General features: G+C 53.2%; 18 protein-coding genes. 15 read left to right on the forward strand and 3 right to left on the reverse strand.

Translation table 11 applies throughout. The features are described 5' to 3' along the window. Positions 1-115: 115 nt before the first annotated feature. The 7 genes from LX59_RS11245 to LX59_RS11275 all read left to right on the forward strand — a co-directional run bounded on the left by LX59_RS11245 (position 116) and on the right by LX59_RS11275 (position 9,130). Positions 116-1,444 (forward strand): leucine-rich repeat-containing protein kinase family protein, encoded by a 1,329-nt coding sequence (locus LX59_RS11245; RefSeq protein ID WP_144571966.1) that lies wholly within the window; start codon positions 116-118, stop codon positions 1,442-1,444. A 66-nt stretch (positions 1,445-1,510) separates the two neighbouring features. Next, a complete protein-coding gene (hsdR, locus tag LX59_RS11250; protein ID WP_144571967.1) occupies positions 1,511-3,904 on the forward strand; it encodes an EcoAI/FtnUII family type I restriction enzme subunit R in 2,394 nt (797 codons plus the stop codon). A 66-nt stretch (positions 3,905-3,970) separates the two neighbouring features. After that, the gene (locus LX59_RS11255) at positions 3,971-5,440 is read left to right on the forward strand and encodes a type I restriction-modification system subunit M (protein WP_144571968.1); all 1,470 of its coding nucleotides are present in this window, start codon (positions 3,971-3,973) and stop codon (positions 5,438-5,440) included. Then, positions 5,437-7,131: a restriction endonuclease subunit S gene (locus LX59_RS11260; protein WP_144571969.1), complete on the forward strand. Its 1,695-nt coding sequence runs from the start codon at positions 5,437-5,439 to the stop codon at positions 7,129-7,131. The genes LX59_RS11255 and LX59_RS11260 overlap by 4 nt, the downstream gene beginning before the upstream one ends. Before the next feature lie 14 nt (positions 7,132-7,145). Beyond that, positions 7,146-8,228 carry an endonuclease NucS domain-containing protein gene (locus LX59_RS11265; protein WP_144571970.1) on the forward strand — a complete coding sequence of 361 codons (1,083 nt, stop codon included), beginning with the start codon at positions 7,146-7,148 and terminating at the stop codon, positions 8,226-8,228. A gap of 72 nt (positions 8,229-8,300) precedes the next feature. Beyond that, positions 8,301-8,639 (forward strand): YggL 50S ribosome-binding family protein, encoded by a 339-nt coding sequence (locus LX59_RS11270; RefSeq protein ID WP_144571971.1) that lies wholly within the window; start codon positions 8,301-8,303, stop codon positions 8,637-8,639. Positions 8,640-8,686: 47 nt separating this feature from the next. After that, positions 8,687-9,130 carry an NUDIX domain-containing protein gene (locus LX59_RS11275; protein ID WP_144571972.1) on the forward strand — a complete coding sequence of 148 codons (444 nt, stop codon included), beginning with the start codon at positions 8,687-8,689 and terminating at the stop codon, positions 9,128-9,130. Between the two features lie 34 nt (positions 9,131-9,164). Here the strand turns inward: LX59_RS11275 and LX59_RS11280 are convergent, their stop codons facing one another. After that, positions 9,165-10,541, reverse strand: a complete 1,377-nt coding sequence (locus LX59_RS11280; protein ID WP_144571973.1) for a glutamine synthetase family protein — start codon at positions 10,539-10,541, stop codon at positions 9,165-9,167. Positions 10,542-10,783: 242 nt separating this feature from the next. On the opposite strand from LX59_RS11280, the gene LX59_RS11285 reads away from it, so the two are divergent. From LX59_RS11285 to potA, 4 genes are all read left to right on the forward strand, one after another. After that, the gene (locus tag LX59_RS11285) at positions 10,784-11,551 is read left to right on the forward strand and encodes a gamma-glutamyl-gamma-aminobutyrate hydrolase family protein (RefSeq protein ID WP_144571974.1); all 768 of its coding nucleotides are present in this window, start codon (positions 10,784-10,786) and stop codon (positions 11,549-11,551) included. Further along, on the forward strand, positions 11,548-12,903 hold the full coding sequence (locus LX59_RS11290) for a glutamine synthetase family protein (protein ID WP_144571975.1): 1,356 nt from the start codon (positions 11,548-11,550) through the stop codon (positions 12,901-12,903). The genes LX59_RS11285 and LX59_RS11290 overlap by 4 nt, the downstream gene beginning before the upstream one ends. A gap of 120 nt (positions 12,904-13,023) precedes the next feature. Continuing rightward, positions 13,024-14,121, forward strand: a complete 1,098-nt coding sequence (locus LX59_RS11295) for a polyamine ABC transporter substrate-binding protein (RefSeq protein ID WP_144571976.1) — start codon at positions 13,024-13,026, stop codon at positions 14,119-14,121. Positions 14,122-14,228: 107 nt separating this feature from the next. Then, a complete protein-coding gene (gene potA / locus LX59_RS11300) occupies positions 14,229-15,380 on the forward strand; it encodes a polyamine ABC transporter ATP-binding protein (protein WP_144571977.1) in 1,152 nt (383 codons plus the stop codon). 53 nt (positions 15,381-15,433) lie between these two features. On the opposite strand, the gene LX59_RS11305 is transcribed toward potA, so the two are convergent. Beyond that, positions 15,434-16,294 carry a GNAT family N-acetyltransferase gene (locus LX59_RS11305; RefSeq protein ID WP_144571978.1) on the reverse strand — a complete coding sequence of 287 codons (861 nt, stop codon included), beginning with the start codon at positions 16,292-16,294 and terminating at the stop codon, positions 15,434-15,436. A 54-nt stretch (positions 16,295-16,348) separates the two neighbouring features. Next, positions 16,349-17,041: a TorF family putative porin gene (locus tag LX59_RS11310; protein WP_144571979.1), complete on the reverse strand. Its 693-nt coding sequence runs from the start codon at positions 17,039-17,041 to the stop codon at positions 16,349-16,351. 291 nt (positions 17,042-17,332) lie between these two features. On the opposite strand from LX59_RS11310, the gene kdpA reads away from it, so the two are divergent. From kdpA to LX59_RS11330, 4 genes are read left to right on the forward strand one after another with little or no spacing between them, the layout of a single operon-like run. Then, the gene (gene kdpA, locus LX59_RS11315) at positions 17,333-19,030 is read left to right on the forward strand and encodes a potassium-transporting ATPase subunit KdpA (RefSeq protein WP_144571980.1); all 1,698 of its coding nucleotides are present in this window, start codon (positions 17,333-17,335) and stop codon (positions 19,028-19,030) included. Positions 19,031-19,040: 10 nt separating this feature from the next. Next, positions 19,041-21,065, forward strand: a complete 2,025-nt coding sequence (gene kdpB / locus LX59_RS11320; RefSeq protein ID WP_144571981.1) for a potassium-transporting ATPase subunit KdpB — start codon at positions 19,041-19,043, stop codon at positions 21,063-21,065. Positions 21,066-21,094: 29 nt separating this feature from the next. After that, positions 21,095-21,655: a potassium-transporting ATPase subunit KdpC gene (kdpC, locus tag LX59_RS11325; RefSeq protein ID WP_144571982.1), complete on the forward strand. Its 561-nt coding sequence runs from the start codon at positions 21,095-21,097 to the stop codon at positions 21,653-21,655. Then, on the forward strand, positions 21,648-24,311 hold the full coding sequence (locus LX59_RS11330; protein WP_144571983.1) for a sensor histidine kinase: 2,664 nt from the start codon (positions 21,648-21,650) through the stop codon (positions 24,309-24,311). Before kdpC ends, LX59_RS11330 begins: the two co-directional genes overlap by 8 nt. The last annotated feature ends 1 nt before the right edge of the window (position 24,312 follow it).

Genomic DNA, 24,312 nt, shown 5'->3' on the forward strand with positions numbered 1-24,312 from the left:
GAGGCTAGAGGCTAGAGGCTAGAGGCTAGAGGCTAGAGGAGCTTGCTGGATATTTTTGTTGTGTCCAGAATGGCCGCTTTTAAATTCCAGCTTAAGCGGTATCTGAGGAGCATAAGTGCATAGCATTGAGCAGCTGCGTGCGGGGCAATTGGTGGGTATTCAGCGTTTAAAGTTGGCCTGCGGGCTGACGGAGTTTCCCAAGGAAATCTACAGTCTGGCTGATTCATTGGAAATCCTTGATCTAACCGGAAATGCCCTGTCCTCACTGCCGGAGGATTTGACCCGACTGCACAAGCTCCGAATTCTATTTTGCTCGGAGAACCAGTTTACCGAGTTGCCGGAAGTATTAGGGCAATGCCCGAATCTAAGCATGCTGGGCTTTAAGGCAAATCGGATTCGTCGGGTGTCGGCCAAGGCACTGCCGCCTAAACTGCGCTGGCTGATTCTGACTGATAACGCCCTTGAGGCATTGCCGGATGAATTAGGCAACTGCCTGTACTTACAAAAACTGATGCTGGCCGGTAATCGTCTGAGGGCTTTGCCGAATTTGGCCGCCTGTACGCGCTTGGAGTTAATCCGCGTTGCGGCCAATCAGTTGACGCATTTGCCCGCTTGGTTGTTCCAACTGCCGCGTTTGACTTGGCTGGCCTATGCCGGCAACCCCTTTACCCACGCCTTAGAAGTCCAAGCCATCCAGCACGCGGCCCATGCTATTCCGTGGACGGCGCTTCAGTTAGAGCAAAAATTAGGCGAGGGCGCTTCAGGCGTTATTTATCAGGGGCGTTGGAGCGCCACGGAAACTGAAGATAAAGCCGTGGCCGTCAAGCTGTTTAAGGGTGCAGTGACCAGCGATGGACTGCCCCAGTGTGAAATGGCCGCCTGTCTCCAAGCCGAAACCCACGATAGCCTGATTCCAGTCTTAGGCCGCATCACACAGCATCCTGAAGAGGTTCAAGGCTTGGTGATGCGTTTGGTGGGTACAGAGTTTCGTAATTTAGCCAGCCCACCCAGTCTGGAGTCTTGCACGCGGGATGTGTATGCGCCTGAAACCCGTTTTAGTCTGGAGCAGGTGTTGCACATGGCAGGGAATATGGCTTCTGTAGCCCATCATCTGCATCAACAAGGCATCCTGCACGGCGACTTTTACGCCCACAATATGCTGCACGATGGGCAAGGGCAGGCATTGCTGGGGGATTTTGGCGCGGCCTCTTTTTATGATCCTGCCGATCCTGTTTTAGGCGCTGCTTTGCCGTCTTTGGAGGTACGCGCTTTTGGCTGTTTATTGGAGGAGCTGCTGGAGTGCTGTGAGCCTGCTGATCAGGTTGAGGTTTGGGAGGGGCTGCAGGCACTGAAAGGGGACTGTTTAGCTGATGATATTCAAAGCCGACCCCTGTGGAGCGATATTAAAGTGCGGCTATTAAACCTCCGTAATTTCGTAAAGTAGTGGACTCGCTGTTTAGGCTACTCCAGCCACAGTAGAGAACGGTATTGAGTGTTTTAGGATTAGAACATGGACAAGAAGTCGCTTTCCGAGCGTGATATTTGCAGCAAATACATTACGCCCGCTATCACCCAAGCCGGTTGGGATCTGCATAAACAAATCCGCGAGGAGGTCAGCTTTACCAAAGGACGCATCGTCGTCCGGGGTAAGCTGCACAGCCGTGGCGAATCGCGCCGCGCTGACTATGTGCTCTACCATCAGCCCAATCTGCCGCTAGCCGTGATTGAAGCTAAGGACAACAAACACTCCTTAGGCTCTGGTATGCAGCAAGCCCTTGGCTATGCTGAGGCCTTAGAAGTGCCCTTTGTTTTTTCTAGCAACGGCGATGGCTTTTTGTTCCATGACGACACGGGAACAGGTGCACAGGTGGAAACCGAGCTGAGCCTCGATCAATTCCCCAGCCCCCATGAGCTTTGGCAGCGCTATTGCCGCTGGAAAGGCTTACAAGAGCCCAGCACACAGCACAACATCGAAGCCTCTTATTACGACGACGGCTCAGGGCGCATGCCCCGTTACTACCAGATCAACGCCATTAACCGCACCGTAGAGGCCGTGGCACAGGGGCAAAAGCGTATTTTGCTGGTGATGGCAACCGGAACCGGCAAAACCTACACGGCCTTTCAGATCATCTGGCGCTTGTGGAAGTCCAAGCAGAAGAAACGCATCCTGTTTTTGGCCGACCGCAATATCTTGGTCGATCAAACCAAGAACAATGACTTCAAGCCCTTTGGTCAGGCGATGACCAAAATCACCAAACGGCAGATCGAAAAATCCTATGAGATTTACCTGTCGCTCTACCAAGCGGTGACTGGCCAAGATGAAGATAAAAACATCTACAAGCAATTCACGCCTGATTTCTTCGATCTGGTGGTGATCGACGAATGCCATCGCGGCAGCGCGTCAGAGGATTCCGCATGGCGTGAGATTCTCGACTACTTCAGCAACGCCACCCACATTGGCCTTACTGCGACACCTAAGGAAACTAAAGAAGTCTCCAGCATCACTTACTTTGGCGAGCCGGTGTACAGCTACAGCCTCAAACAAGGCATCGAGGACGGATTTTTAGCGCCCTACAAGGTGGTGCGCATCGACTTCGATAAAGACCTGTTAGGCTGGCGGCCCCCCAAGGGCATGCGCGATAAAAACGGCGAGCTGATTGAAGATCGGGTGTACGACCTAAAAGATATGGATCGTTATTTGGTACTGGAGGCCCGTACCCAACTCGTAGCCCAAAAGGTCACTGAGTTTTTGCAAGCCAGTGGCGATCCCTACCAGAAGACCATCGTCTTTTGCGACGACATCGACCACGCTGAGCGGATGCGCCAGGCCTTAGTCAATCTGAACCCCGAGCGGGTGGCGGAGAACCGCAAATACGTCATGCGGATTACCGGTGACGATCAGGAAGGCAAGGCCGAGCTGGACAACTTTATCAACCCAGAAGCCCGCTATCCGGTGATTGCCACCACCAGCAAACTGATGACCACTGGCGTGGATGCTCAGACCTGCAAGTTGGTGGTGTTGGATCAGCGCATCCAATCCATGACCGAGTTTAAGCAAATCATTGGGCGTGGCACACGGATCAATGAGGATTACGGCAAGCAGTGGTTCACCATCATGGACTTTAAGAAAGCCACCGAGCTGTTTGCCGATCCCAGCTTTGATGGCGACCCCGTGGTGGTTTACAGCCCCAAGGGCGATGAATCCCCCGTGCCGCCGGATGATCTGGAGGGAGGTAACCAAAGCCACGCGGGTGAAGAGGGTGTTTTTTCTGACCCCTCGACAGAAATCGAACTACCGGAGGCGGAAGAAGGCCAAAAGCGCCTCAAGTATGTGGTCGACAATGTGCCTGTATTCGTACTGGCTGAGCGGGTGCAGTACCTTGGCCCCGATGGAAAACTGATTACCGAATCCCTACGCGACTACACCCGCAGCTGTGTTCACAAGCACTTTGCCTCGCTGGACGACTTTTTGCGCCGTTGGAGCCGTGCCGAGCAGAAAAAAGCCATCATCGAAGAGCTGGCCGCCCAAGGCGTATTCTGGGAAGCTCTAGCCGAAGAAGTGGAAGCCAAACGCGGCCCTGCCGTCGATCCCTTCGACCTGATCTGCCATGTGGCCTTCGACCAGCCCCCTTTGACCCGCAAAGAGCGCGCCGAACAGGTGAAAAAGCGCAACTACTTCGCCCAATACTCCGGCGCGGCCCGTCAGGTGCTGGAAGCCCTACTCGATAAATACGCCGACACCGGCGTAGAGCACATTGAAGACCTCAAAATCTTACAATTGGCCCCCTTTAGCCAAATGGGTGCGCCCATTGAGTTAATCAAAGCTTTTGGGGGGAAAGCCGGTTATCACCAAGCCTTACAAGACTTAGAAACCGCGCTGTATCAGCCCAGTGGGGCAGCTTGAAACCCTCAGAAATACCCCTTTTCCAAGGGCTGCCCTTGCAGCTTGAGCCTGACCTAAGGAATCCCCATGTCCATCAGCAGCACCATCAAATCTATTCAAGACATCATGCGTAAAGACGTTGGCGTCGATGGGGACGCCCAGCGCATCGGCCAGTTGGTGTGGATGCTGTTCTTAAAAATCCTCGACGACCGTGAGCAAGAGTGGGAACTGTTCGACGACGACTACCGCTCTCCACTGCCTAACAGTTGTCGTTGGCGCACATGGGCCGCCAATCCTGAAGGCATTACCGGCGATGACTTGAAAAGTTTCATCGACAGCAACCTGTTCCCACAACTGCAAAACCTGCATGAATACAGCACCACCCCGATGGCCTATGTGGTGCGCGACGTCTTTACCGATGCCTACAACTACATGAAGTCCGGCCAGTTGATCCGCCAAGTGGTCAACAAAATTCAAGAAGGTGTCGACTTCAACAAAGCCCAAGAGCGCCACGAGTTCGGCAACCTCTACGAACAACTGCTGCGCGACCTGCAAAGCGCGGGCAATGCGGGCGAGTTCTACACCCCGCGCCCCGTCACCGAATTTATGGTGCGCATGGTTGACCCCAAGCTGGACGAAAAGGTGATGGACCCGGCTTGCGGCACGGGTGGCTTTCTCACCTGCACCATCGAACACAAGCGCAAACACTACGTCAAAACCCCTGAGGACGAGCGCACCCTGCAAGCCAGCGTCTTTGGGGTGGAAAAAAAGCCCCTGCCGCACCTCTTAGCCACCACCAACCTGATCCTGCACGGCATTGAAGTCCCGAGCCAGATCAAGCACGACAACACCCTCAGCCGCCCCCTGATCAGCTGGGAGCCCAAGGAGCGGGTGGACTGCATCGTTGCCAACCCACCCTTTGGTGGCATGGAAGAAGACGGCATCGAAACCAACTTCCCCGCTGCTTTCCGCACCCGTGAAACCGCCGACCTGTTCTTGGTGCTGATCATGCACCTGCTCAAAGACGGAGGCCGCGCCGCTGTGGTGCTGCCCGATGGCTTCCTGTTTGGCGAAGGCATCAAAAGCCGCATCAAAGAAAAACTGCTCACCGAGTGCAACCTGCACACCGTCGTGCGGCTGCCCAACGGCGTGTTCAACCCCTACACCGGCATCAAAACCAACCTGCTGTTCTTCACCAAGGGCACACCGACCCAGCACGTTTGGTTCTATGAACACCAGTACCCCGCAGGCTACAAAAGCTACTCCAAAACCAAACCCATGCGGATTGAAGAATTTGCCGCCGAGCAAGACTGGTGGGGCACAGAAGCCGAGGGCTTTGCCACACGGCAGGAACACGAATTTGCGTGGAAAGTCAGCTTCGACGAACTCAAGGCCCGTAACTGGAACCTCGACTGCAAAAACCCCCATGTGGGCGAGCAAGTCAGCCACGACCCCGACGAACTGCTGCGCGACTACGCCGAGCGGCAAGACGAAATCAGCACCCTACGCGACCAACTCAAAGCCCTACTGGCCGAAGCCTTGGAGCGCCGCCCATGAACAGCCTCGTGACCCAACACCTGCCCCTGTTGGCCGACAGCCCCAAGGGCGTGCAAAAGCTGCGTGAACTGATTTTGGAGCTGGCCGTGCGCGGCAAATTAGTGCCCCAAGACCCCAACGACGAACCGGCCAGTGAGCTACTCAAGCGGATTGCTGAGGAAAAAGCGCGCCTAGTGGCCGAAGGAAAAATCAAAAAGCAAAAACTGCTGGCAGAGATCAAGGACGAGGAAAAACCATTTGAATTGCCGGATGGGTGGGAGTGGGTACGACTTGGGCAAATAATAGATTTTGTAAACGGTTTTGCCTTTTCAAGCTCAGATTTTGGTTCTGATGGCATTGGCGTTGTAAAAATAGGAGATATTAAAAATAACAGGCTAACCCCAGAAACTATGTCTCGCGTAGATAAATCAGTTATTGAGACACTTGATGATAAATTAAGAGTTGAAAGTGGCGATCTTGTAATTGCAATGTCTGGAGCTACAACAGGAAAACTGGGTTTTAACACATCAGATGAGGTTTATTATATAAACCAGCGTGTTGGAAAAATTGTTCCTATTATTATAAATAGCCAGTTTGTCCATATTGATCTTTCAACAAAAATTGTTGCCAACTTAAATAAATCATTTGGTAGTGCAATACCAAATTTGAGCACAGAGCAAATAAATGCAATCTCAATTGCACTTCCCCCCCTCCCCGAACAACACCGCATTGTCGCCAAAGTCGATGAACTGATGGCCCTATGCGACCGGCTCGAAGCCCGCCAAGCCGATGCCGAAAGCGCCCACACCCAGCTGGTAAAAACCCTACTCGACAGCCTCACCCAAGCCCAAGATGCCCGCGACTTTGCCGCCCATTGGCAACGGCTGGCCGAACACTTTCACAGCCTGTTCACCACCGAATCCAGCATCGACGCCCTAAAGCAAAGCCTGCTGCAACTGGCGGTGATGGGCAAGTTAGTCCCCCAAGACCCCAACGACGAACCGGCCAGTGAGTTGTTAAAACGCATTGCCGAGGAAAAAGCGCGCTTAGTGGCCGAAGGCAAAATCAAAAAGCAAAAACCACTGGCCGAGATTAAGGACGAGGAAAAGCCGTTTGAATTGCCGGAGGGGTGGGAGTGGGTGAGATTACATTCCGCAATTGATGTTAGAGATGGAACCCACGACTCACCGAAAGAAGCAACAGGGGCAAATACATATCCGCTAGTGACAAGTAAAGACTTCCAACATGGAGAAATAAACTTTAAAACTTCAAAAAATATTTCAGAATATGATTATATTGAAATATCAAAACGTTCATGTGTAGAGCGGTTTGATATTCTTTTTTCTATGATAGGGGGGAATATAGGAAATCAGGTAATTGTAAATACAGATAAAAAATTCGGAATAAAAAACGTAGCTTTATTTAAATACTATAATAAAAAATGTACAGAGCCATTTTTTATTAAGTTAATCACAGAAAATCTCGCACTTTTCCTCCAGAAAGTCGCTGTAGGTGGAGCTCAGCCATTTGTTGGATTAGGTACTCTCAGAGGCATTGTCATGGCTTTACCTCCAATAGCGGAACAACATCGCATCGTCGCCAAAGTCGATCAACTCATGGCTTTGTGTGACCAACTAAAAGCTCAACTCAGCCAAGCCCGTCAGCTGCAAACGCATTTAGCGGATGCCTTGGTCGAGCAGGCCGTGGCCTAAAGGAGCACGTAGGGATGCCTATTCGTACCCAAATCTGGAGCGTTGGCCCACAGCCGCAACTGCTCAAAAACACCGCCTTAGCTTCGGAGCAGTTGTTGGAGGACATGATCGTTGCCGCCCCCGCGCTACTGTCGGAAGACTGGATGCTGATCGGTCGCCAAGAAAGCACCGACCAAAGCGGGCGCATTGATCTGTTAGCCCTTGCCCCCGATGCCTCTTTGGTGCTGATCGAACTCAAACGCGAGCGCACCCCGCGTGAAGTAGTAGCGCAAGCCTTGGACTATGCGGCGTGGGTCGAGCACTTACAGGCCAACGATATTGAGGCCATCTACCAACGCTTTAAACCCAAGGGCCATTTGGCAACAGACTTTCAAGCGTGTTTTGGTGCTCCGTTGGAGGCCGAATCTCTGAACCAAAGCCATCAGATCGTCATCGTTGCCGCTGAACTGGATGCCAGCAGCGAGCGCATAGTGGCTTATCTGAGTGAGCGGGACATTGCCATTAACGTGCTGTGCTTTCAGGTGTTCCAATTCGGTGAGCAACAACTGATTAGCCGTGCGTGGTTGTTAGATCCTACCGATGCCCCTCAGGCCAGCAGCGCCCATAGCACCGGAGACGCTAAAGAACCTTGGAACGGCGAGTTTTATGGCTCCTTTGGACATGGAGCGGCACGGGATTGGGCCGAAGCGCGTCAGTACGGCTTTATTTGCGGCGGGGGCGGTACTTGGTACAGCAACAGCCTAAAAATGGTCAGCCCCGGTGATCGGGTGTGGGTTAATGTGCCGGGGGCAGGCTATGTGGGCGTGGCCAAAGTTACCGGCCATGCAACGCCCGCCAAGGAGTTCCAACTGATGCACCAAGGCCAAGAGCAACCGGCCTTAGCCCTCCTCAAAGCCGATTACCACCGCGCCCTGATCGACGACCCTGAGCGCTGCGAATACTTTGTGCCTGTTGAATGGCTGCACAGCAGACCACTCAAGGAAGCGGTGAAAGAGGTGGGCCTGTTCGGTAATCAAAATACCCTGTGCCGCCCAACCAAGCCCAAATGGCGCTGGACGGTGGAGCGGCTTAAAGAGCGCTTTGGGTTTATGGGGTGATGGGTAGCATAAGTTTGGAGATTACCTAAAACAGAATAACGAGATATTAATTAAAGGTTATGAACTCAGCGTATGTTAAAACCTGTATCTAAACCCAGAAGCCGACGACTCAGAAAGAAACTTCATATAGACGAATTTCAGCAACTGGGATTTAGAATCGAATTTAAGCTACGTCCCGGTATGACGGATGCCCAAGAAGATAACTTTTGGGATGAGTTTATTCTGGAAGCTATTGAAGCCAACCAACTGCTCTTTGCTGGAAGTGAAACGGGGTTTGTAGTTCCAATGGGATCTGTTTCTGCTACGCCAGAACATCAGCAACGAGTTCAAACTTGGCTTAAGGCAAGATTAGAGGTTTTCTCAGTTAATATTGGGCCATTGATGGATGCTTGGTATCCCGAATCACTCTAAGCTTTTTGCTCAAATTACGATCTGTAGTTATTTAAAAAAGAGACGATATGTACCCCGTCCGTAACTCCGTTAAAGCCATTATCATTCGAGATAATCAATTACTCTGTATTCGCAAACAGGATGCCGAGGGCTTTTATTATGTATTACCCGGTGGTGGCCAAGAGCGGCATGAAAATTTTGTTCAAACAGTACAGAGAGAGTGTTTAGAGGAGCTGGGCGTATCTATAAAAGTAAACCAATTAAAATATATTAGGGAATATATTGGGCTAAACCACGAGTTCAAACAGGACGTGCATCAAGTAGAGTTTATGTTTGACTGTGAGTTATTGGGCGAGCCCGACTTAACTAAAGCTACGAATCAAGATCCGGGGCAAAGTGGGTTGGAATGGATACTCTTGGATGAGCACTCGCAAGCTCGTATTTATCCCAAGGTGTTATTAGAGCGTTTAATTAATCAGTACGATGAGTGTTATTGGGGCGATATTAATTAGTCAAATTAGGTGGGCCTGATTACCCACCTTATAGTTAAACCGTGTGTAAGTACCAGTTGTATTCCAGATCGGAAATAGAGTGTTCAAACTCGGCTAACTCACTTTCTTTACAAGCCACAAACACATCAATGTAATCGGGGCTGATGTATTGGGCCATAATTTCGCTGTCATCCAGTAAGCGCACGGCATCCCTTAGGTTACTGGGCAGGCTGGGTTCTACTTGTTCGTAGGAATTACCTTGAATCGGCTCTGTGGGTTCGATTTGGTTGGTAAGGCCGTGATGAATACCGGCGAGTACGGCGGCCATCATCAAATAGGGGTTGGCATCGGCTCCCGCGACGCGGTGCTCAATGCGAATGGCTTCCGCGCTATCGGTGGGCACGCGCAAGGCTACGGTGCGGTTATCTAAGCCCCAGCAGGGCGCGTTAGGTACATAAAACTGAGCCCCAAAGCGGCGGTAGGAGTTCACGTTCGGGCATAAAAAGGCCATCGAAGCGGCCATCGTCTGTTGCAGTCCACCAATGGCGTGGCGCAGGGTGGCGTGATGTTCAGGGTCTTCGGAGGAAAAGATGTTCTGGCCGTTGTGATCCAAGATGGAAATATGCAGATGCAGCCCATTCCCCGCCTGACCCGGATAGGGTTTGGCCATAAAGGTGGTGTCCATCTCGTGGTCGTAGGCGATGTTTTTCACCAGCCGCTTGAGCAGCACCGCATAGTCACAGGCTTTAATGGCATCTTCAACGTGGTGCAGATTGACCTCAAACTGGGCCGGAGCACTTTCCTTAACGATGGCATCCGCTGGAATACCCTGTTCCCGCGCGCCTTCTAGGATGTCTTGCAGGCAGTCCACGTACTCGTCCAGATCATCAATCAGATACACCTGTGTCGAATGCGGACGCTTGCCGGAAATAGGTGAGCGCGGTGGCTGTGGGCGGCCATTCACGTTTTCCTGATCAATCAGGTAGAACTCCAGTTCAAAGGCGGCACATAGGGTTAGCCCCAGTTCACTAAAGCGGTTCACCACTTGGCGTAATACTTCGCGCGGGTCGGCAAAGAAGGGCGCGCCATCGCGCTCGTGCATGGTCATCAGCAATTGCGCGGTGGGGCGTTTTTGCCACGGCTCTTTGCTTAGGGTGTCGGCGATGGGTAAGCAGATGCGGTCAGAGTCACCGATGTCTAAGCCCAAACCGGAGCTTTCCACCGTGATGCCATTGATATTAAGGGCGAATAAGGAGGCGGGCAGGTTAATACCCTTTTCATAAACCTTGTGCAAACTGTTGCGCTCGATGCGCTTGCCACGCACTACGCCATTCATATCGGCGATCAGCAGGTCGATGAATTGGACTTCCGGGTGCGCCCTGAGGAAGTCGTTCGCCTCATTGAGCTGGACGACGCGGGGATGGGCTGACATGGTGAACACCTTGGGTCTTGTTGAAAATTTTAATCAATTCATGGTCTTTAGGCAGTCAATCGGAAAGCGGTTGGGCTGTCAATAGCGCGAATTTCTCTCCCAGAGTAGCGAATAGGTCGGGAATATAGGCTTTAATGGAGGATGGGGATTATTCCAAACCCAATCAAGCTGTTAGAGGGTTGTAAGAAAAATTGAACAGGTCTAGCCTCCTGATATCTCCATGGCAATGAGAGCCCTAAGCTATGTCACATCTGCCACTGATTGGTGTCTCTGCATGCACCTCCCTAGTCGGGAAACATCTGTTTCACATTGCAGGCGATAAATACCTACAGGCTGCTGCATTGGCCGGATGGCCGGTGATCATTCCAGCCCTGGGCACCCATTTGGAGGTAGAGGATTTATTGGCGCATCTGGATGCCGTGCTTTTTACCGGCTCTCCATCCAATGTAGACCCCTCGCATTACCAAGGCGCTCAACCGGGCGTTGGCCCTCATGATCCGGCTCGTGACCATACCAGCCTAGCCCTAATTCGCGCTGCTGTGGCTTTGGGTGTACCTATTTTGGGTATTTGCCGAGGCTTTCAAGAAATGAATGTAGCCTTTGGCGGCAGTTTGCACCAGAAAGTCCATGAAGCTGGCCCCTATCAAGACCATCGAGAAGAACCCGACGAGACTTTAGAAGTGCAATACGGCCCCAGTCACGAGGTACAGATTGAGCCCGGTGGCCTGTTGGAGCGCATTGGCTTGCCCGAGCAGATCAGGGTGAACTCCTTGCACGGGCAAGGCGTGGATCGTCTGGGTGCTGGATTACGGGTTGAAGCCCGCGCCCCCGATGCTTTGATCGAAGCCTTTAGCCTCGACCGAGCCGATCGTTTTGCCCTCGGCGTGCAGTGGCATCCTGAGTGGCAGGTACAGAGCAATCCTCACTATCAGGTCATTTTTCAGGCCTTTGCCCGCGCAGCACAGCGGCGGGTGGAACAACGGCGTATCGCTACAGGGAGTCGGATATGAGCGCCCATTTTGAACAGCTTGCGTTGTGGCTGAAGGAGCATCGCATCACCGAAGTGGAGTGCGCGATCAGCGATTTAACCGGCATTGCACGGGGCAAAATTTCCCCCACCACCAAGTTTGTGCTGGAACGCGGCATGCGGCTGCCGGAAAGCGTGTTGCTGCAAACCGTGACCGGCGACTACGTTGAGGAAGAACTCTATGATCAGTTGATCAATCCGGCTGATGTGGATATGTTCTGCCGCCCTGATCCTAATGCCGTGTATACCGTGCCTTGGGCCGTAGAGCCCACCGCCTTGGTGATCCACGATACCTACGATAAAGCCGGTCAGCCGATGGAGCTGTCGCCGCGCAATCTGCTCAAACGGGTGCTGGATTTATACGAGCAAAAAGGCTGGCAGCCGGTGGTCGCGCCGGAGATGGAGTTTTATCTGACCTGCCGCTGTGAAGACCCTGACTTGCCCCTGCGCGCGCCTGTGGGCCGTTCCGGGCGGCAGGAGACGGGGCGGCAATCCTTCTCCATTGATGCGGCCAATGAATTCGATCCTCTGTTTGAGGATATGTACGACTGGTGCGAAGCCCAAGGCTTGGATTTGGATACCCTGATCCATGAGGAAGGCACCGCGCAGATGGAAATTAACTTCCGGCACGGCAACCCGCTGCATCTGGCGGATCAGATTTTGGTGTTTAAGCGCACCATGCGCGAAGCAGCACTCAAGCACAACGTAGCCGCCACCTTTATGGCCAAACCCATGACCGGCGAGCCCGGTAGCGCTATGCACCTGCACCAAAGCGTGTTGGATCACGAAGGGCAGAGTATTTTCTCCAATCCTGACGGCAGCATGAGTGCCCTATTTTTGCACCACATCGGTGGCTTGCAGAAATACATCCCTGAGTTGCTGCCGCTGTTTGCGCCCAATGTGAACTCCTTTCGCCGCTTTCAGCCGGGAACTTCTGCGCCGGTCAATGTGGAGTGGGGCGAGGAAAATCGTACTGTCGGCCTGCGGGTTCCCTCATCGGATCCGCAAAACCGGCGGGTGGAAAACCGTCTGCCCGGTGCCGATGCCAACCCCTATTTAGCCATTGCCGCCAGTCTGTTGTGTGGCTATATCGGCATGGTAGAAGGCTTGGAGCCCAAAGCGCCGGTGCAGGGGCGTGGCCATGAGCAACGCAATCTGCGTTTGCCCCTATCTCTTAGGGATGCTTTGGAGCGCATGGAGCAATGCGCGGCCTTAGTGCCCTATTTAGGCGCTAAATTCATTACCGGCTATGTCGCGGTGAAGCGGGCAGAGCAGGAAAACTACCACCGAATCATCAGCTCTTGGGAACGGGAGTTCCTGATGTTGTCCGTGTAAGGAGTGGTGCTCCCGGTGTTTGGATGATTGAAAAAGGGCTATGGAAGTTGCCAGACTGCGCATCCTATATTTCAGGATTTTCTGGCCCTCACGCCTTTAACAACAACAGGAGCTCTACGGATGACCCCCATTGCCAAAACCCTGCTGGCCATGACCTTGGCAGGCTGTGCCCTGAGTACGGCGCAGGCGCAGGAAAAAGTCGTGCATGTGTACAACTGGTCGGACTACATCGGGCCGGAGACGCTGGCTAATTTCACTAAAGAAACCGGCATCAAGGTGATTTACGATGTGTTTGACAGCAACGAAGTCCTAGAGGCCAAGCTGTTAGCCGGTAAGTCGGGCTATGACGTGGTGGTGCCTTCCAACCCCTTTTTAGCCAAGCAAATCAAGGCCGGCGTGTTCCAAAAGCTGGATAAAGCCCAGCTCAGTGCTTGGAGTAATCTGGATAAAACCCTGCTCAAAGCCTTGGAGCCCAGCGATCCGGGTAATCAGTATGCGGCCCCCTATCTGTGGGGAACCGTAGGTATTGGCTACAACCAAGACAAAGTAAAAGCCGTTTTAGGCGACCAAGCCCCGGTGAATTCTTGGGATCTGGTGTTTAAGCCCGAATACGCAGAAAAACTAAAAAGCTGCGGTCTGGCCTTTTTAGATTCCCCTACCGAAATGCTGCCCGCTGCTTTGAATTATCTGGGTTTTAAGCCCGATACCACTAAAGCCGATGAGCTGAAGAAAGCCGAAGAGCTGTTCCTACAGATTCGTCCCTCGGTGGCGTATTTCCATTCTTCTAAATACATTTCCGATTTAGCCAACGGCGATATTTGCGTGGCGGTGGGTTATTCCGGAGATCTGTACCAAGCCAAGGCACGGGCGGAAGAAGCCAGCAACGGGGTTAAGATCGCCTACCGCATTCCTAAAGAGGGCGCGGGCAGCTTCTTCGATATGCTGGCTATTCCCGCCGATGCCAAAAACCTAGCTGAGGCCCACGCCTTTATTAACTACCTGCTCAAGCCGGAAGTCATTGCCGAAATCACTGACAGCGTGCATTTCCCCAATGCCAACCAAGCCTCCATCGCTTTGGTGGATAAAAGCATCAGCAGCGATCCTGGTGTGTATCCACCTGCTGAAGTCTTAGCCAAGCTCTACACCTTCCCTGATTTAGATGCTAAGACCCAACGTGCCATGACCCGTAGCTGGACGAAGATCAAATCCGGCCGTTAATGCGCGTTAAGGAGCAGTGACGGCCATCGCTAACTGCTCCTCTTGCATTCTGGGATTTTTTACCCTAAACACCCGCTCAATCTGACCACATCTTTGGGAGTCTGCGCATGGCTGTTGCCTCCAGCGCCTATAAAAAAGCCCTGACCGGCGAAAGCCAAGACCGGCAGGTTTTGTTGAATATTCAGCACATCACCAAACAATACGCTGAGGTGGTGGCGGTACAGGACATCTCCCTGGAGATTCATCAGGGTGAGATTTTTGCTCTGTTGGGCGGATCGGGCTCGGGTAAGTCCACCCTGTTGCGTATGTTGGCGGGCTTTGAACAGCCGACTCAGGGGCGTATTTTTCTGGACGGCCAAGACATTACCGATCTGCCGCCCTATGAGCGGCCCATCAATATGATGTTTCAGTCCTACGCGCTGTTTCCCCACATGACGGTGGAGCAAAACATTGCCTTTGGTTTGAAACAGGATCGCTTGCCTAGAGCCGAAATCGCCGCACGGGTGGCGGAAATGCTCAAGCTGGTGCACATGGAGGCCTATGCCCAGCGCAAACCTCATCAGTTATCGGGCGGACAGCGGCAACGAGTGGCTTTAGCGCGCTCCTTAGCCAAACGCCCCAAACTCCTGTTACTGGATGAGCCGATGGGCGCTTTGGATAAAAAGCTGCGCTCCCAGATGCAACTGGAGCTGGTGCAAATCATCGAGCGCGTGGGTGTGACCTGCGTGATGGTGACTCACGATCAAGAAGAAGCCATGACTATGGCCGCGCGCTTGGCCATCATGAACCAAGGCAGCATCGCCCAAGTGGGCAGCCCGATGGATATTTACGAAACACCGGCTAACCGCTTGGTGTGTGAATTCATCGGCAACGTCAATCTGTTTGAGGGTGAGCTGATTGAGGATCTACAGGATCACGCCATCATCCAGTGTCCGCAACTGGAGCGCCCGATCTATGTAGGACATGGCATCAGCACCCGCGCGGAGGAAAAGCACGTCACCTACGCCCTACGCCCTGAAAAACTGCTGATGAGCTTAGAAGCTCCCGCCTTGGAGTATCCGGACTACAACTGGACCACCGGCGTAGTACAGGACATTGCCTATTTGGGTGGGCATTCGGTGTATTACGTGCGTTTGGCATCGGGCGTGGTGGTGCAGGCTTTTTTAGCCAACGCTGAGCGTCATGTACAAAGGCCGACTTGGGAGGATCAGGTGTATTTATCTTGGCTGAGTGACAGCGGAATAGTGCTGCATTCTTAGCGGAGGATTGCCCCGTCGTTCACGCAAGTAAAGGCGGGGCGTATCTGAGTCAATTAACCCAGTTCAAAGGATGTAATGCCGAAAATCTTGTGCAAAGGCATGGGCGGAACGGCTGAGGTATACATGCGCGCTGTTTCAAAAGACGGCGACATCCCCAGTTTTTTGGCCATATCCAGCGCTTGAATATTCACCTCGGGGATATCCAAAAAGATATCAGAACCCTCGGGCAGGTTATGGGTGAGTGCCGTAAAAAGCTCAAGGGCCAAATCAGGGTGTTCCGCATTCAAAGGGCCGATTTTAAAGCCTTGAACGCAGGCTCGAATGCAGCCGTAGCCTACAATCTTTGCCCCGTCTAAGATGACCAAGGTATGCGTATGTTCTTGGTTAACCCAGTGCTTTAGAAAAGCCGATCGACGCTCAGGAAAGAAGGGATGGTCGTATTCCTCCAAATGGGAGAATTCAACTTCTTTAATGGAGCGAATATGCGCCGCAGGGGCTGGCGATTGGGTGGAGCGTCCGGCAAATCTTATATTGCGGTGGGCTAAGTTAAAGCCTGACTTTTTATAGTTCTCTTGCTGGGCCACAACGCCATCTAAGCCAATATTTCTTCCCTTAAGCGATTGCATTGCCTCTTGCCAGAGTTTAAGGCCGTACCCTTGGCCTCTAAATTCTTCTTTGACGATATAAAGCCCAATAAAGCCAAAAGAGCTGCCATATTTAACCGCCGAAATAGTGGCTATGGGCGTCGATCCGAGAGTACCGATTAAAAAGCCCCTAGGGTCAGCGGCATAGAAGGCGGTGGCATCTTGTAAACCGGGGTTCCAGCCTTCCTGTTTGGCCCATTGAATGGCTATGTTTAGCTCATCTTGGGACATAACGGACATTTTATAGTCTGAGCTGTTCGTCCGATCCATAGTTTGATACTCCCTTCAATATATTTATAGTTAGTGTGAATATTTCGTGTGGTATTAAAAGCTAAATTGTAAGGCCACTTCTAAACGCTCCCCTCCTTGGTCTGGAAATAAGCTTTTTGCGGTGGAGTCTGTGGTATGGAAACTAGTACGCCATTCCAAGTTCGGCGTAATACTGCGAATAAGGCTTAGTTGGGCGTGGCCATAACTATTGGCGTAGGAGTGATCTAACCAGTAATAACCTAACAGCCCCTCAAAGCGCCAGAGTGAATTAAAATAGGTACGTCCGCCTAGTTGTAAATAAGCCCCATTTTCATCAGAAGCCATAACATCATCTGACCACCAAGCCGATAACCAGTAGTTTTGCTTCCAAGTAACAGTTCCCCCGAATTCAATCCAATTTAAATGAGGGCTGGTGGATGGGTAGCGATAATAAATACTATTAAGGTCAAGGCTCCAATCTGGGTTTAGGGCACCCGACCAACCCGCCGTAATATCCCATTCTGTATTAGCGTCAGCGCCATCAAACTCCACGTTAGAACCCCAAACCGAGGCATACCAACCCGAGTCGGTGCTTAGTTTAAGGCTGCCCTGTACGGCGGGATCACCCCGTGTTTGTGAGGTGCCCCGCCAGACGTAATCGCTCGTGAGCGCGGCACTGCCGTTTACACTCAGGGCCCAAGCTTCGGCGGCAAGAGTCAGGCTAATTGCTGAGCTAAGCCATAATAGTGTTTTGTTTAATGCATACATAGTCTGTTATCCAGAGCAAAGTGTAGTGTTGTTATTTAGGCTAGTTGGATGCTTGTGGTATGCAAATTTTTATAGAGTATCCCCTAAACTTTCTAGTTGTTAAATATCCCCAAGCGTAAATTAAAAATAAAAAATGCCCTATTAGAGACTTAGCTTGTTTTTAATTTATACAGAAATTTTATTTTTACGCAATTTTTACGGGCTATTGTGAGTTGTTGACTCGTTTATTTACAAGCTGAATTCTAATAATAGCTATGCTTTGGTTTATCCACTTAATAGAGCATTTGTATCATGGAACTTGAAGACTATGGGCTATTGCTGGGCTTTTTAGCCTGTGTATTGCTGCCTGCGCCTTTTTTGGGGCGTTATATGTTCCGGGTGATGGAGCGACAGCCTTTGTGGTTATCCAGCCACCTAGCGCCGGTTGAGCGCCTCGGTTATCGAGTCTTGGGCGTTGAGGCTGAAACGGAACAGAGCTGGCGTGCCTACGCCAAGGCTTTGTTGGGTTTTACCCTACTCAACATCCTTGTTCTGTTTGGGGTTTTGGTGAGCCAAGGGCATTTACCCCTTAATCCACAGCAGGTATCGGGTCTGGAGTGGACTCTGGCGCTGAATACTGCTGTGAGTTTTGTCACCAATACCAACTGGCAAGCCTACAGCGGTGAGGCGAATCTATCCTACTTCAGTCAGATGCTGGGGTTGACGGTACAGAATTTTATCAGCCCGGCCATCGGCATTGCGGTGCTGGCAGTACTGTGTCGGGGATTAGCGCGTAAAACTACCCAAGCTTTAGGCAACTTTTGGGTGGATCTATGGCGCGTAATTTTGTACATCTTACTGCCCGCCTGCTTACTTCTAGCCCCTGTTCTGGTGTGGCTGGGCGTACCTCAGACTCTGGACTCTTATGCCACTGCCCTAACCTTGCAAGGGCAGGAGCAGCACATCCCCCTCGGCCCTGTCGCCAGCCAAGTGGCGATTAAGCAATTAGGAACCAACGGCGGTGGCTTTTTTGGCGTTAACTCAGCCCATCCTTTTGAAAACCCCAGTGCATGGAGCAATCTGCTGGAGTTAGCAGCTATTTTGCTGATTCCGGCGGCTTTGGTGTTCACCTTTGGTGATTACGTGCGCGATCGCCGGCAAAGTTGGGCGCTGTTGGCCTGTATGTTGGTGCTGTTTATCGCCAGCTTAGGCTTAACCCTGTATGCCGAACACCGACCTAATCCTGCCTTGGTCGGCTTACCTGTGGAGCAAACAGGCTCCCTAGAGGGTAAAGAAAGCCGCTTTGGCGTTACAGGATCGGCTTTGTGGGCGGTGGCCACCACTACGGCTTCCAGTGGTTCCGTCAATGCCATGCACGATAGCTTCAGCGCCTTGGGCGGCTTGGGGTTATTGGTCAATATGATGCTGGGCGAGGTGATTTTTGGCGGCGTGGGCGCAGGTCTATACGGCATGCTGCTGTGTGTGATGATTGCGGTGTTTTTAGCCGGTTTGATGATTGGGCGTACCCCAGAATACCTCGGTAAAAAATTAGAGGCGGTGGAAATCCGCTGGTTAGTGGCCAGTCTATTAGTGATGCCGGTGGGCGTGTTGGTGTTTACCGCCTTAGCGGTGAGCTTAGAGGGCCCTGCCAGTGCCATCAGCAATCCCGGCCCCCACGGTTTTAGCCAAATCCTCTATGCCTACACCTCGGCTACGGCCAATAACGGTTCCGCCTTTGCGGGGCTCTCAGCAAACACTCCTTTTCATAATCTGCTGCTGGCGCTGGCCATGTTGCTGGGGCGCTTGGGCTACATCCTGCCGGTGTTAGCTATTGCGGGCAGTCTGGGTGCGAAACGCTGTGCGCCTCCTGATAGCAATAGCCGCTTTCCGACCCACAGCCCGCTGTTCGTAGTGCTGTTGACGCTGAGCATTTTGGTGGTGAGTGGGCTGACCTTCCTGCCTGCTCTGGTTTTAGGCCCGCTGGCCGAACATCTGATTTCTGTGGGTTAAGGGGCTGATCATGGAAACAAAGCAAAGAGTATCCGCTCAGGCTCCGGCTTGGCGTGCCGCGCTGTGGCAGTCGGTGATCAAACTAGACCCACGTCTTTTACTACGCTCGCCCGTGATGCTGGTGGTTGAGCTAGCAGCGGTGCTGACCACTCTGTTGTGTTTTTGGCCACAAGAGGGCGTATCCCTTGGGTTTTCCATCCAAATCAGCCTGTGGCTGTGGTTCACCCTGCTGTTTGCTAACTTTGCCGAAGCCTTGGCCGAGGGGCGCGGTAAAGCCTGTGCCGACAGCCTAAAAGCCGGTACACAGGGGCTGATAGCCCGCAAACAAACGGCTGAGGGAGGTTTTGAACCCGTAGCCGCAGGTAATTTGCGCAAAGGCGATGTGGTACGCGTTGAGGCAGGGGAACTGATTCCTAGCGACGGCGAGGTAATTGAGGGCATTGCAGCCGTCAACGAGGCGGCCATTACGGGCGAGTCTGCGCCGGTGATCCGCGAGTCGGGCGGTGATCGCTCCGCTGTGACGGGCAATACCCGCGTAGTATCGGATTGGCTGCTGGTACGCATTACCAGCAACCCCGGTGAATCCACTTTAGATCGCATGATTGCTTTGGTGGAGGGAGCCCAGCGCCAAAAGACTCCCAACGAAATCGCCTTAGATACCCTGCTGATCGGTTTAACGCTGATCTTCTTGTTGGTGGTACTGACTCTACAGCCCTTTGCCCGTTTTGCTGGCGGGGAATTGCCGCTGATCTACTTAACCGCGCTCTTGGTCACGCTGATCCCCACCACCATTGGCGGTCTGTTGTCGGCCATCGGCATTGCGGGGATGGATCGGCTGATGCGTTTGAATGTGATCGCCAAATCCGGGCGCGCGGTGGAGGCGGCGGGAGACGTGCATGTACTGCTGTTGGATAAAACCGGCACCATCACCTTTGGCAATCGGCGTTGCGCGGCGGTGCATAAAGCCCCCAATGTCAGTCTGCACGTCTTAAGTGAAGCGGCTTTGCTGTCTTCCTTAGCCGACGATACGCCAGAAGGTCGCTCCATCGTCGAATTCTTACAGCAACAGAACACCTCAAAGCTTCCCCAGCGCCACGAGGTTGAGGCCATTGCCTTTAGCGCAGAAACGCGGCTGTCGGGTGCGGATTGGCAGGGGCATCGTTACCGTAAGGGCGCGGTGGATGCGGTGTTGCGTTTTCTGTCCCTCACGCCCGAACAGATGCCGGCTCCCTTGGCCCGTGAGGTGGAGCGCATCGCCCAAAGTGGCGGTACGCCGCTGCTGGTTTCGATGGACGATCAACTCTTAGGCGCGATTCAACTTAAGGACGTGGTGAAGCCGGGGATTCGTGAGCGCTTTGCCCTGCTCAGGCAGATGGGTATTCGCACTGTGATGGTGACTGGCGATAATCCGCTCACTGCTGCTGCCATCGCCGCTGAAGCAGGTGTCGATGATGTGCTGGCCGAGGCCACGCCGGAGAAAAAATTGCACCGCATCCGTGCCGAGCAAGCCGAAGGCAAGCTGGTGGCCATGTGTGGCGATGGAGCTAACGATGCTCCGGCTTTGGCGCAAGCCGATGTGGGCTTGGCCATGAACGATGGCACTCAAGCCGCCCGTGAGGCCGCTAATCTGGTGGATTTGGGCTCCGATCCCACCAAGCTGCTGGATGTGGTGCAGGTGGGTAAAGAGCTGCTGATGACGCGCGGGGCTCTGACCACCTTCTCGGTGGCCAATGACGTGGCCAAGTACTTTGCCATTCTGCCTGCGCTGTTCAGTGGCCTGTATCCCGCTTTGGGCGCTTTGAACTTGATGCAGTTGCACAGTCCACAAAGCGCCATTCTCTCAGCCATCATTTTTAATGCCTTAATCATCATCGCGCTAATCCCCTTGGCTTTGCGCGGTATTCGCCTGTCGGCCTTGGATGCGGTGCAACTGTTGCGGCGTAACCTGCTGATCTATGGCTTAGGCGGGCTGATAACGCCCTTTGTGGGCATCAAACTGCTGGATGAGCTGTTAGTCGCTATGGGGGTGGTGTGATGGCCGCTTTAGTCTGTGAGGACGCACGAATGTTTAAAGAATTTCGTACCGCAATAGGCATGTTGTTATGCGTCAGCCTGCTGACGGGAGTGCTCTATCCGCTGCTGATTACCGGATTGACGCAGGTTTTATTTCCAGAACAGGCCAAGGGTAGCTTGATACGAGATGCCCAAGGTCAGGTTCGAGGGAGTCATTTACTGGGCCAGTCCTTTACGGGGGCGGCTTGGTTCCATTCCAGGCCCTCAGCCGTGGATTTTGCCACCCTACCCAGTGGTGCCAGTAATTTAGCACCGAGTAATCCTGAGTTAGCAGTGCAGGTGCGGCAGCGTATCTCCGCATTAGCCCCCGATTCAGAGCAGCCTGTACCTATGGCTTTGGTCACTACTTCGGGCAGCGGTGTTGATCCTCATCTTCCAGTTGGGGCCGTGTTGTATCAGGTTCATCGGGTGGCTCAAGCGCGTCAGCTCAGTTCTGAGGCACTGATGCAATTGATCGAGGTACATACTGAGCGTCCTTTCATTGGCCCAGCCGTAGTGAATGTATTAGCCTTGAATCAAGCTTTGCAGATGATTGGGGTCACGCGTGAGTGATAGGTTACAGGCCGATACCCTACTGGCAGACTTGCCTGCCAGTGGGCGCGGGCGATTAAAAGTCTTTCTAGGAGCCGCTCCCGGTGTGGGTAAGACCTACGCCATGTTGCAGGCAGCCCACCAGCAGTATCGGCAGGGAGTTGCGCTGCGGGTAGGTGTGGTGGAAACTCACAACCGCTCTGAAACTCAATCCTTAGTGGAGGGCTTGCCCTTCCAACCCCTGCGTTATCTGGAGTATCGGGGGTTAGCGCTGCCGGAAATGGATTTGGATGCCCTGCTCAAAGATCCACCCGAGCTGGTATTGGTGGATGAGCTGGCCCACAGCAACGTACCCGGCAGTCGCCACGCCAAACGCTGGCAGGATGTCCAAGAGCTGTTGGTGGCAGGGATTGATGTCTATACCACGGTCAACGTGCAGCATCTGGAAAGTCTCAACGATCAGGTGCAGGACATTACCGGTATCCGCGTCCGCGAAACGGTGCCGGATTGGGTATTGCAGGAAGCCTTTGAAATTTTACTGATCGACTTGCCCCCCCGTGAGCTGCTGGAGCGTCTGCGAGAGGGCAAAGTCTATGTGCCTGAGCAGGCTAAGGCGGCTACGGAAGCCTTCTTCACCCAAATCAACCTGACAGCCTTGCGTGAGTTGGCGATGCAAACCGCCGCTGCCCGTGTGGATGCGGACTTAAAGCAGCGCTATCGCTTGCTAGGACGAGAGACTCCAAGGGTTCAGGGGCGTTTGTTGGTGGGGATTGCCGGTGATATTCAGGCCGAATCCTTAGTGCGCCATGCCTGTCGGGTGGCGGAGCGGCGCAACTTACCTTGGTCGGTGGTGCATGTGGATACCGGCTATCAGCGCACCGAATCCTATTTAGGCCATCTGCAAGGTGCCCAGCATTTGGCCGAGCGTTTAGGTGGCGAGATCGTCACCCTGCGTTCAGGCGATGCCTCCCGAACGCTGTTGGATCACGCCTATGAACGTCAGGCCAGTTTGCTTCTGATCGGTCAATCCGTGCGCAAGCGGTTTAGGTTCAAGCGTACCTTGGGCGAGCAGCTTTTAGAGCACAGTCACGGCCTAGAAATTTCGGTGCTGGATGCGCGCAGAAAACAACGGACTCAGGACTATCCCCGCTCTGCGTTTAGAGGTGTGCTTCACCCTCAAGGCTATGTGTGGGCTTTGGTTGCCACGCTGATGGCGGCTGGGGTTGCAGAGGTTTTGTATAAGCTGTTGGATCTACCCAATATTTCCCTCGTGTTCTTAATGGCCGTGCTCAGCGTGGCGGTACGCAGCAGCTTGGGGCCGGCGCTGTTTTGCAGTTTATTATCCTTTATCGCCTATAACTTCTTGTTTATTGAGCCTGTATTAACCCTACATGCCGCCCGCCATCAGGATGTACTGACCCTAATCTTTTTCCTGATCATGGCCGGGCTAACCGGAAATTTGGCATCCCGTCAGCAACAACAGTTACGCGCCCTGCGCCAGACCCAAGCCGAAACCGCCGCCCTGCTGGAACTGTCGCGTAAATTAACCGCCGCCACGGATCGGAAGGCGGTTTTAGAGGTGGCCGTACAGCAGCTTAGTCGCTGGCCGGAGATGAAAATCTCCTTTATTGCGCGCAATGCGGAGGGCATTTGGCGTGTTGAAGCCGGTAGTCAGCGCCTATTAAATGAGCCCGAACGCGCAGCAGCAGATTGGGCTTGGCAACATGACCAAGCAGCCGGTTTGGGCACTGATACCCTGTCCAGCAGTCGTTGGTGGTGGTATCCGCTGTGTGGCGAACAAGGGCCGCTGATTTTATTAGGTGTTAGTCCAGATGAGGGCGCTGCCTTAACTTTGGAGCGTAAACGCTTAATCTTGGCCTTGACCCACGCCATCGCCCAAGCTTTGGAGCGCGCCTACCTGACCCAAGCTTTAGAGCAAGCCCACTTGAGTGCCGAAACCGACCAACTGCGCACCGCGCTCTTGGCCTCGGTGTCTCACGATCTAAAAACTCCCTTAACCGCCCTGCGCGGCTCTATTGATAGTCTGTTGGTGTTGGGGGAGCAAATTCCCCCTGAAGATCGGCGGGCGTTATTGGAAAGCACCCGTGATGAAGCCAGCCGCCTTGAGCGCTATATCCAGAATTTATTGGACATGACCCGTTTGGGAAGCGGCGAGTTAAAGTTAGAGCGTGATTGGGTGGCTCCTGCCGATATCGTCGCGGGAGCTCTGCATCGGCTGCGTTTTGTGCTGGAGCACTTCAGGGTGCATCTGGCTATCCCAGATTCTCTGCCTCTATTGTATGTGCATGGGGCTTTGATTGAGCAGGTGCTGGTGAATGTGTTGGAAAACGCCGCCCGTTTTTCACCGCCCCAAGGCATGCTCTGGTTGACCCTAGAAGCGGATACCCAAGAGTTGCGCTTTAGCCTGACCGATCAAGGGCCGGGCATTCCCGAGGCTGAGCGGGAAAAAATCTTCGATATGTTCTACAGCGTTAAACGCGGCGACCGAGGTGGGCAGGGCACTGGGTTAGGACTGGCGATTTGCCAAGGTATTTTGGGGGCGCATCAGGGGCGTATCAGCGTTACCGAGGGCGTGGAGGGCGTAGGTACTACCATGATCATCCATCTCCCTCTGCATCCCCAACCCGAGCCCGATGCGGTGGACTCTTTGATTTAAG

This window comes from Azomonas agilis, assembly GCF_007830255.1.
Lineage (GTDB): Bacteria > Pseudomonadota > Gammaproteobacteria > Pseudomonadales > Pseudomonadaceae > Azomonas > Azomonas agilis.

Bases quoted from the DNA above. Each gene is read 5' to 3' on its own strand.
- LX59_RS11270 (WP_144571971.1), top strand. From the start codon at position 8,301: ATGTTAAAACCTGTATCTAAACCCAGAAGCCGACGACTCAGAAAGAAA.
- kdpC (WP_144571982.1), top strand. From the start codon at position 21,095: ATGTTTAAAGAATTTCGTACCGCAATAGGCATGTTGTTATGCGTCAGC.
- kdpB (WP_144571981.1), top strand. From the start codon at position 19,041: ATGGAAACAAAGCAAAGAGTATCCGCTCAGGCTCCGGCTTGGCGTGCC.
- LX59_RS11275 (WP_144571972.1), top strand. From the start codon at position 8,687: ATGTACCCCGTCCGTAACTCCGTTAAAGCCATTATCATTCGAGATAAT.
- LX59_RS11260 (WP_144571969.1), top strand. From the start codon at position 5,437: ATGAACAGCCTCGTGACCCAACACCTGCCCCTGTTGGCCGACAGCCCC.
- LX59_RS11290 (WP_144571975.1), top strand. From the start codon at position 11,548: ATGAGCGCCCATTTTGAACAGCTTGCGTTGTGGCTGAAGGAGCATCGC.
- LX59_RS11255 (WP_144571968.1), top strand. From the start codon at position 3,971: ATGTCCATCAGCAGCACCATCAAATCTATTCAAGACATCATGCGTAAA.
- LX59_RS11285 (WP_144571974.1), top strand. From the start codon at position 10,784: ATGTCACATCTGCCACTGATTGGTGTCTCTGCATGCACCTCCCTAGTC.
- potA (WP_144571977.1), top strand. From the start codon at position 14,229: ATGGCTGTTGCCTCCAGCGCCTATAAAAAAGCCCTGACCGGCGAAAGC.
- hsdR (WP_144571967.1), top strand. From the start codon at position 1,511: ATGGACAAGAAGTCGCTTTCCGAGCGTGATATTTGCAGCAAATACATT.
- LX59_RS11265 (WP_144571970.1), top strand. From the start codon at position 7,146: ATGCCTATTCGTACCCAAATCTGGAGCGTTGGCCCACAGCCGCAACTG.
- LX59_RS11310 (WP_144571979.1), bottom strand. From the start codon at position 17,041: ATGTATGCATTAAACAAAACACTATTATGGCTTAGCTCAGCAATTAGC.
- LX59_RS11295 (WP_144571976.1), top strand. From the start codon at position 13,024: ATGACCCCCATTGCCAAAACCCTGCTGGCCATGACCTTGGCAGGCTGT.
- kdpA (WP_144571980.1), top strand. From the start codon at position 17,333: ATGGAACTTGAAGACTATGGGCTATTGCTGGGCTTTTTAGCCTGTGTA.
- LX59_RS11280 (WP_144571973.1), bottom strand. From the start codon at position 10,541: ATGTCAGCCCATCCCCGCGTCGTCCAGCTCAATGAGGCGAACGACTTC.
- LX59_RS11305 (WP_144571978.1), bottom strand. From the start codon at position 16,294: ATGGATCGGACGAACAGCTCAGACTATAAAATGTCCGTTATGTCCCAA.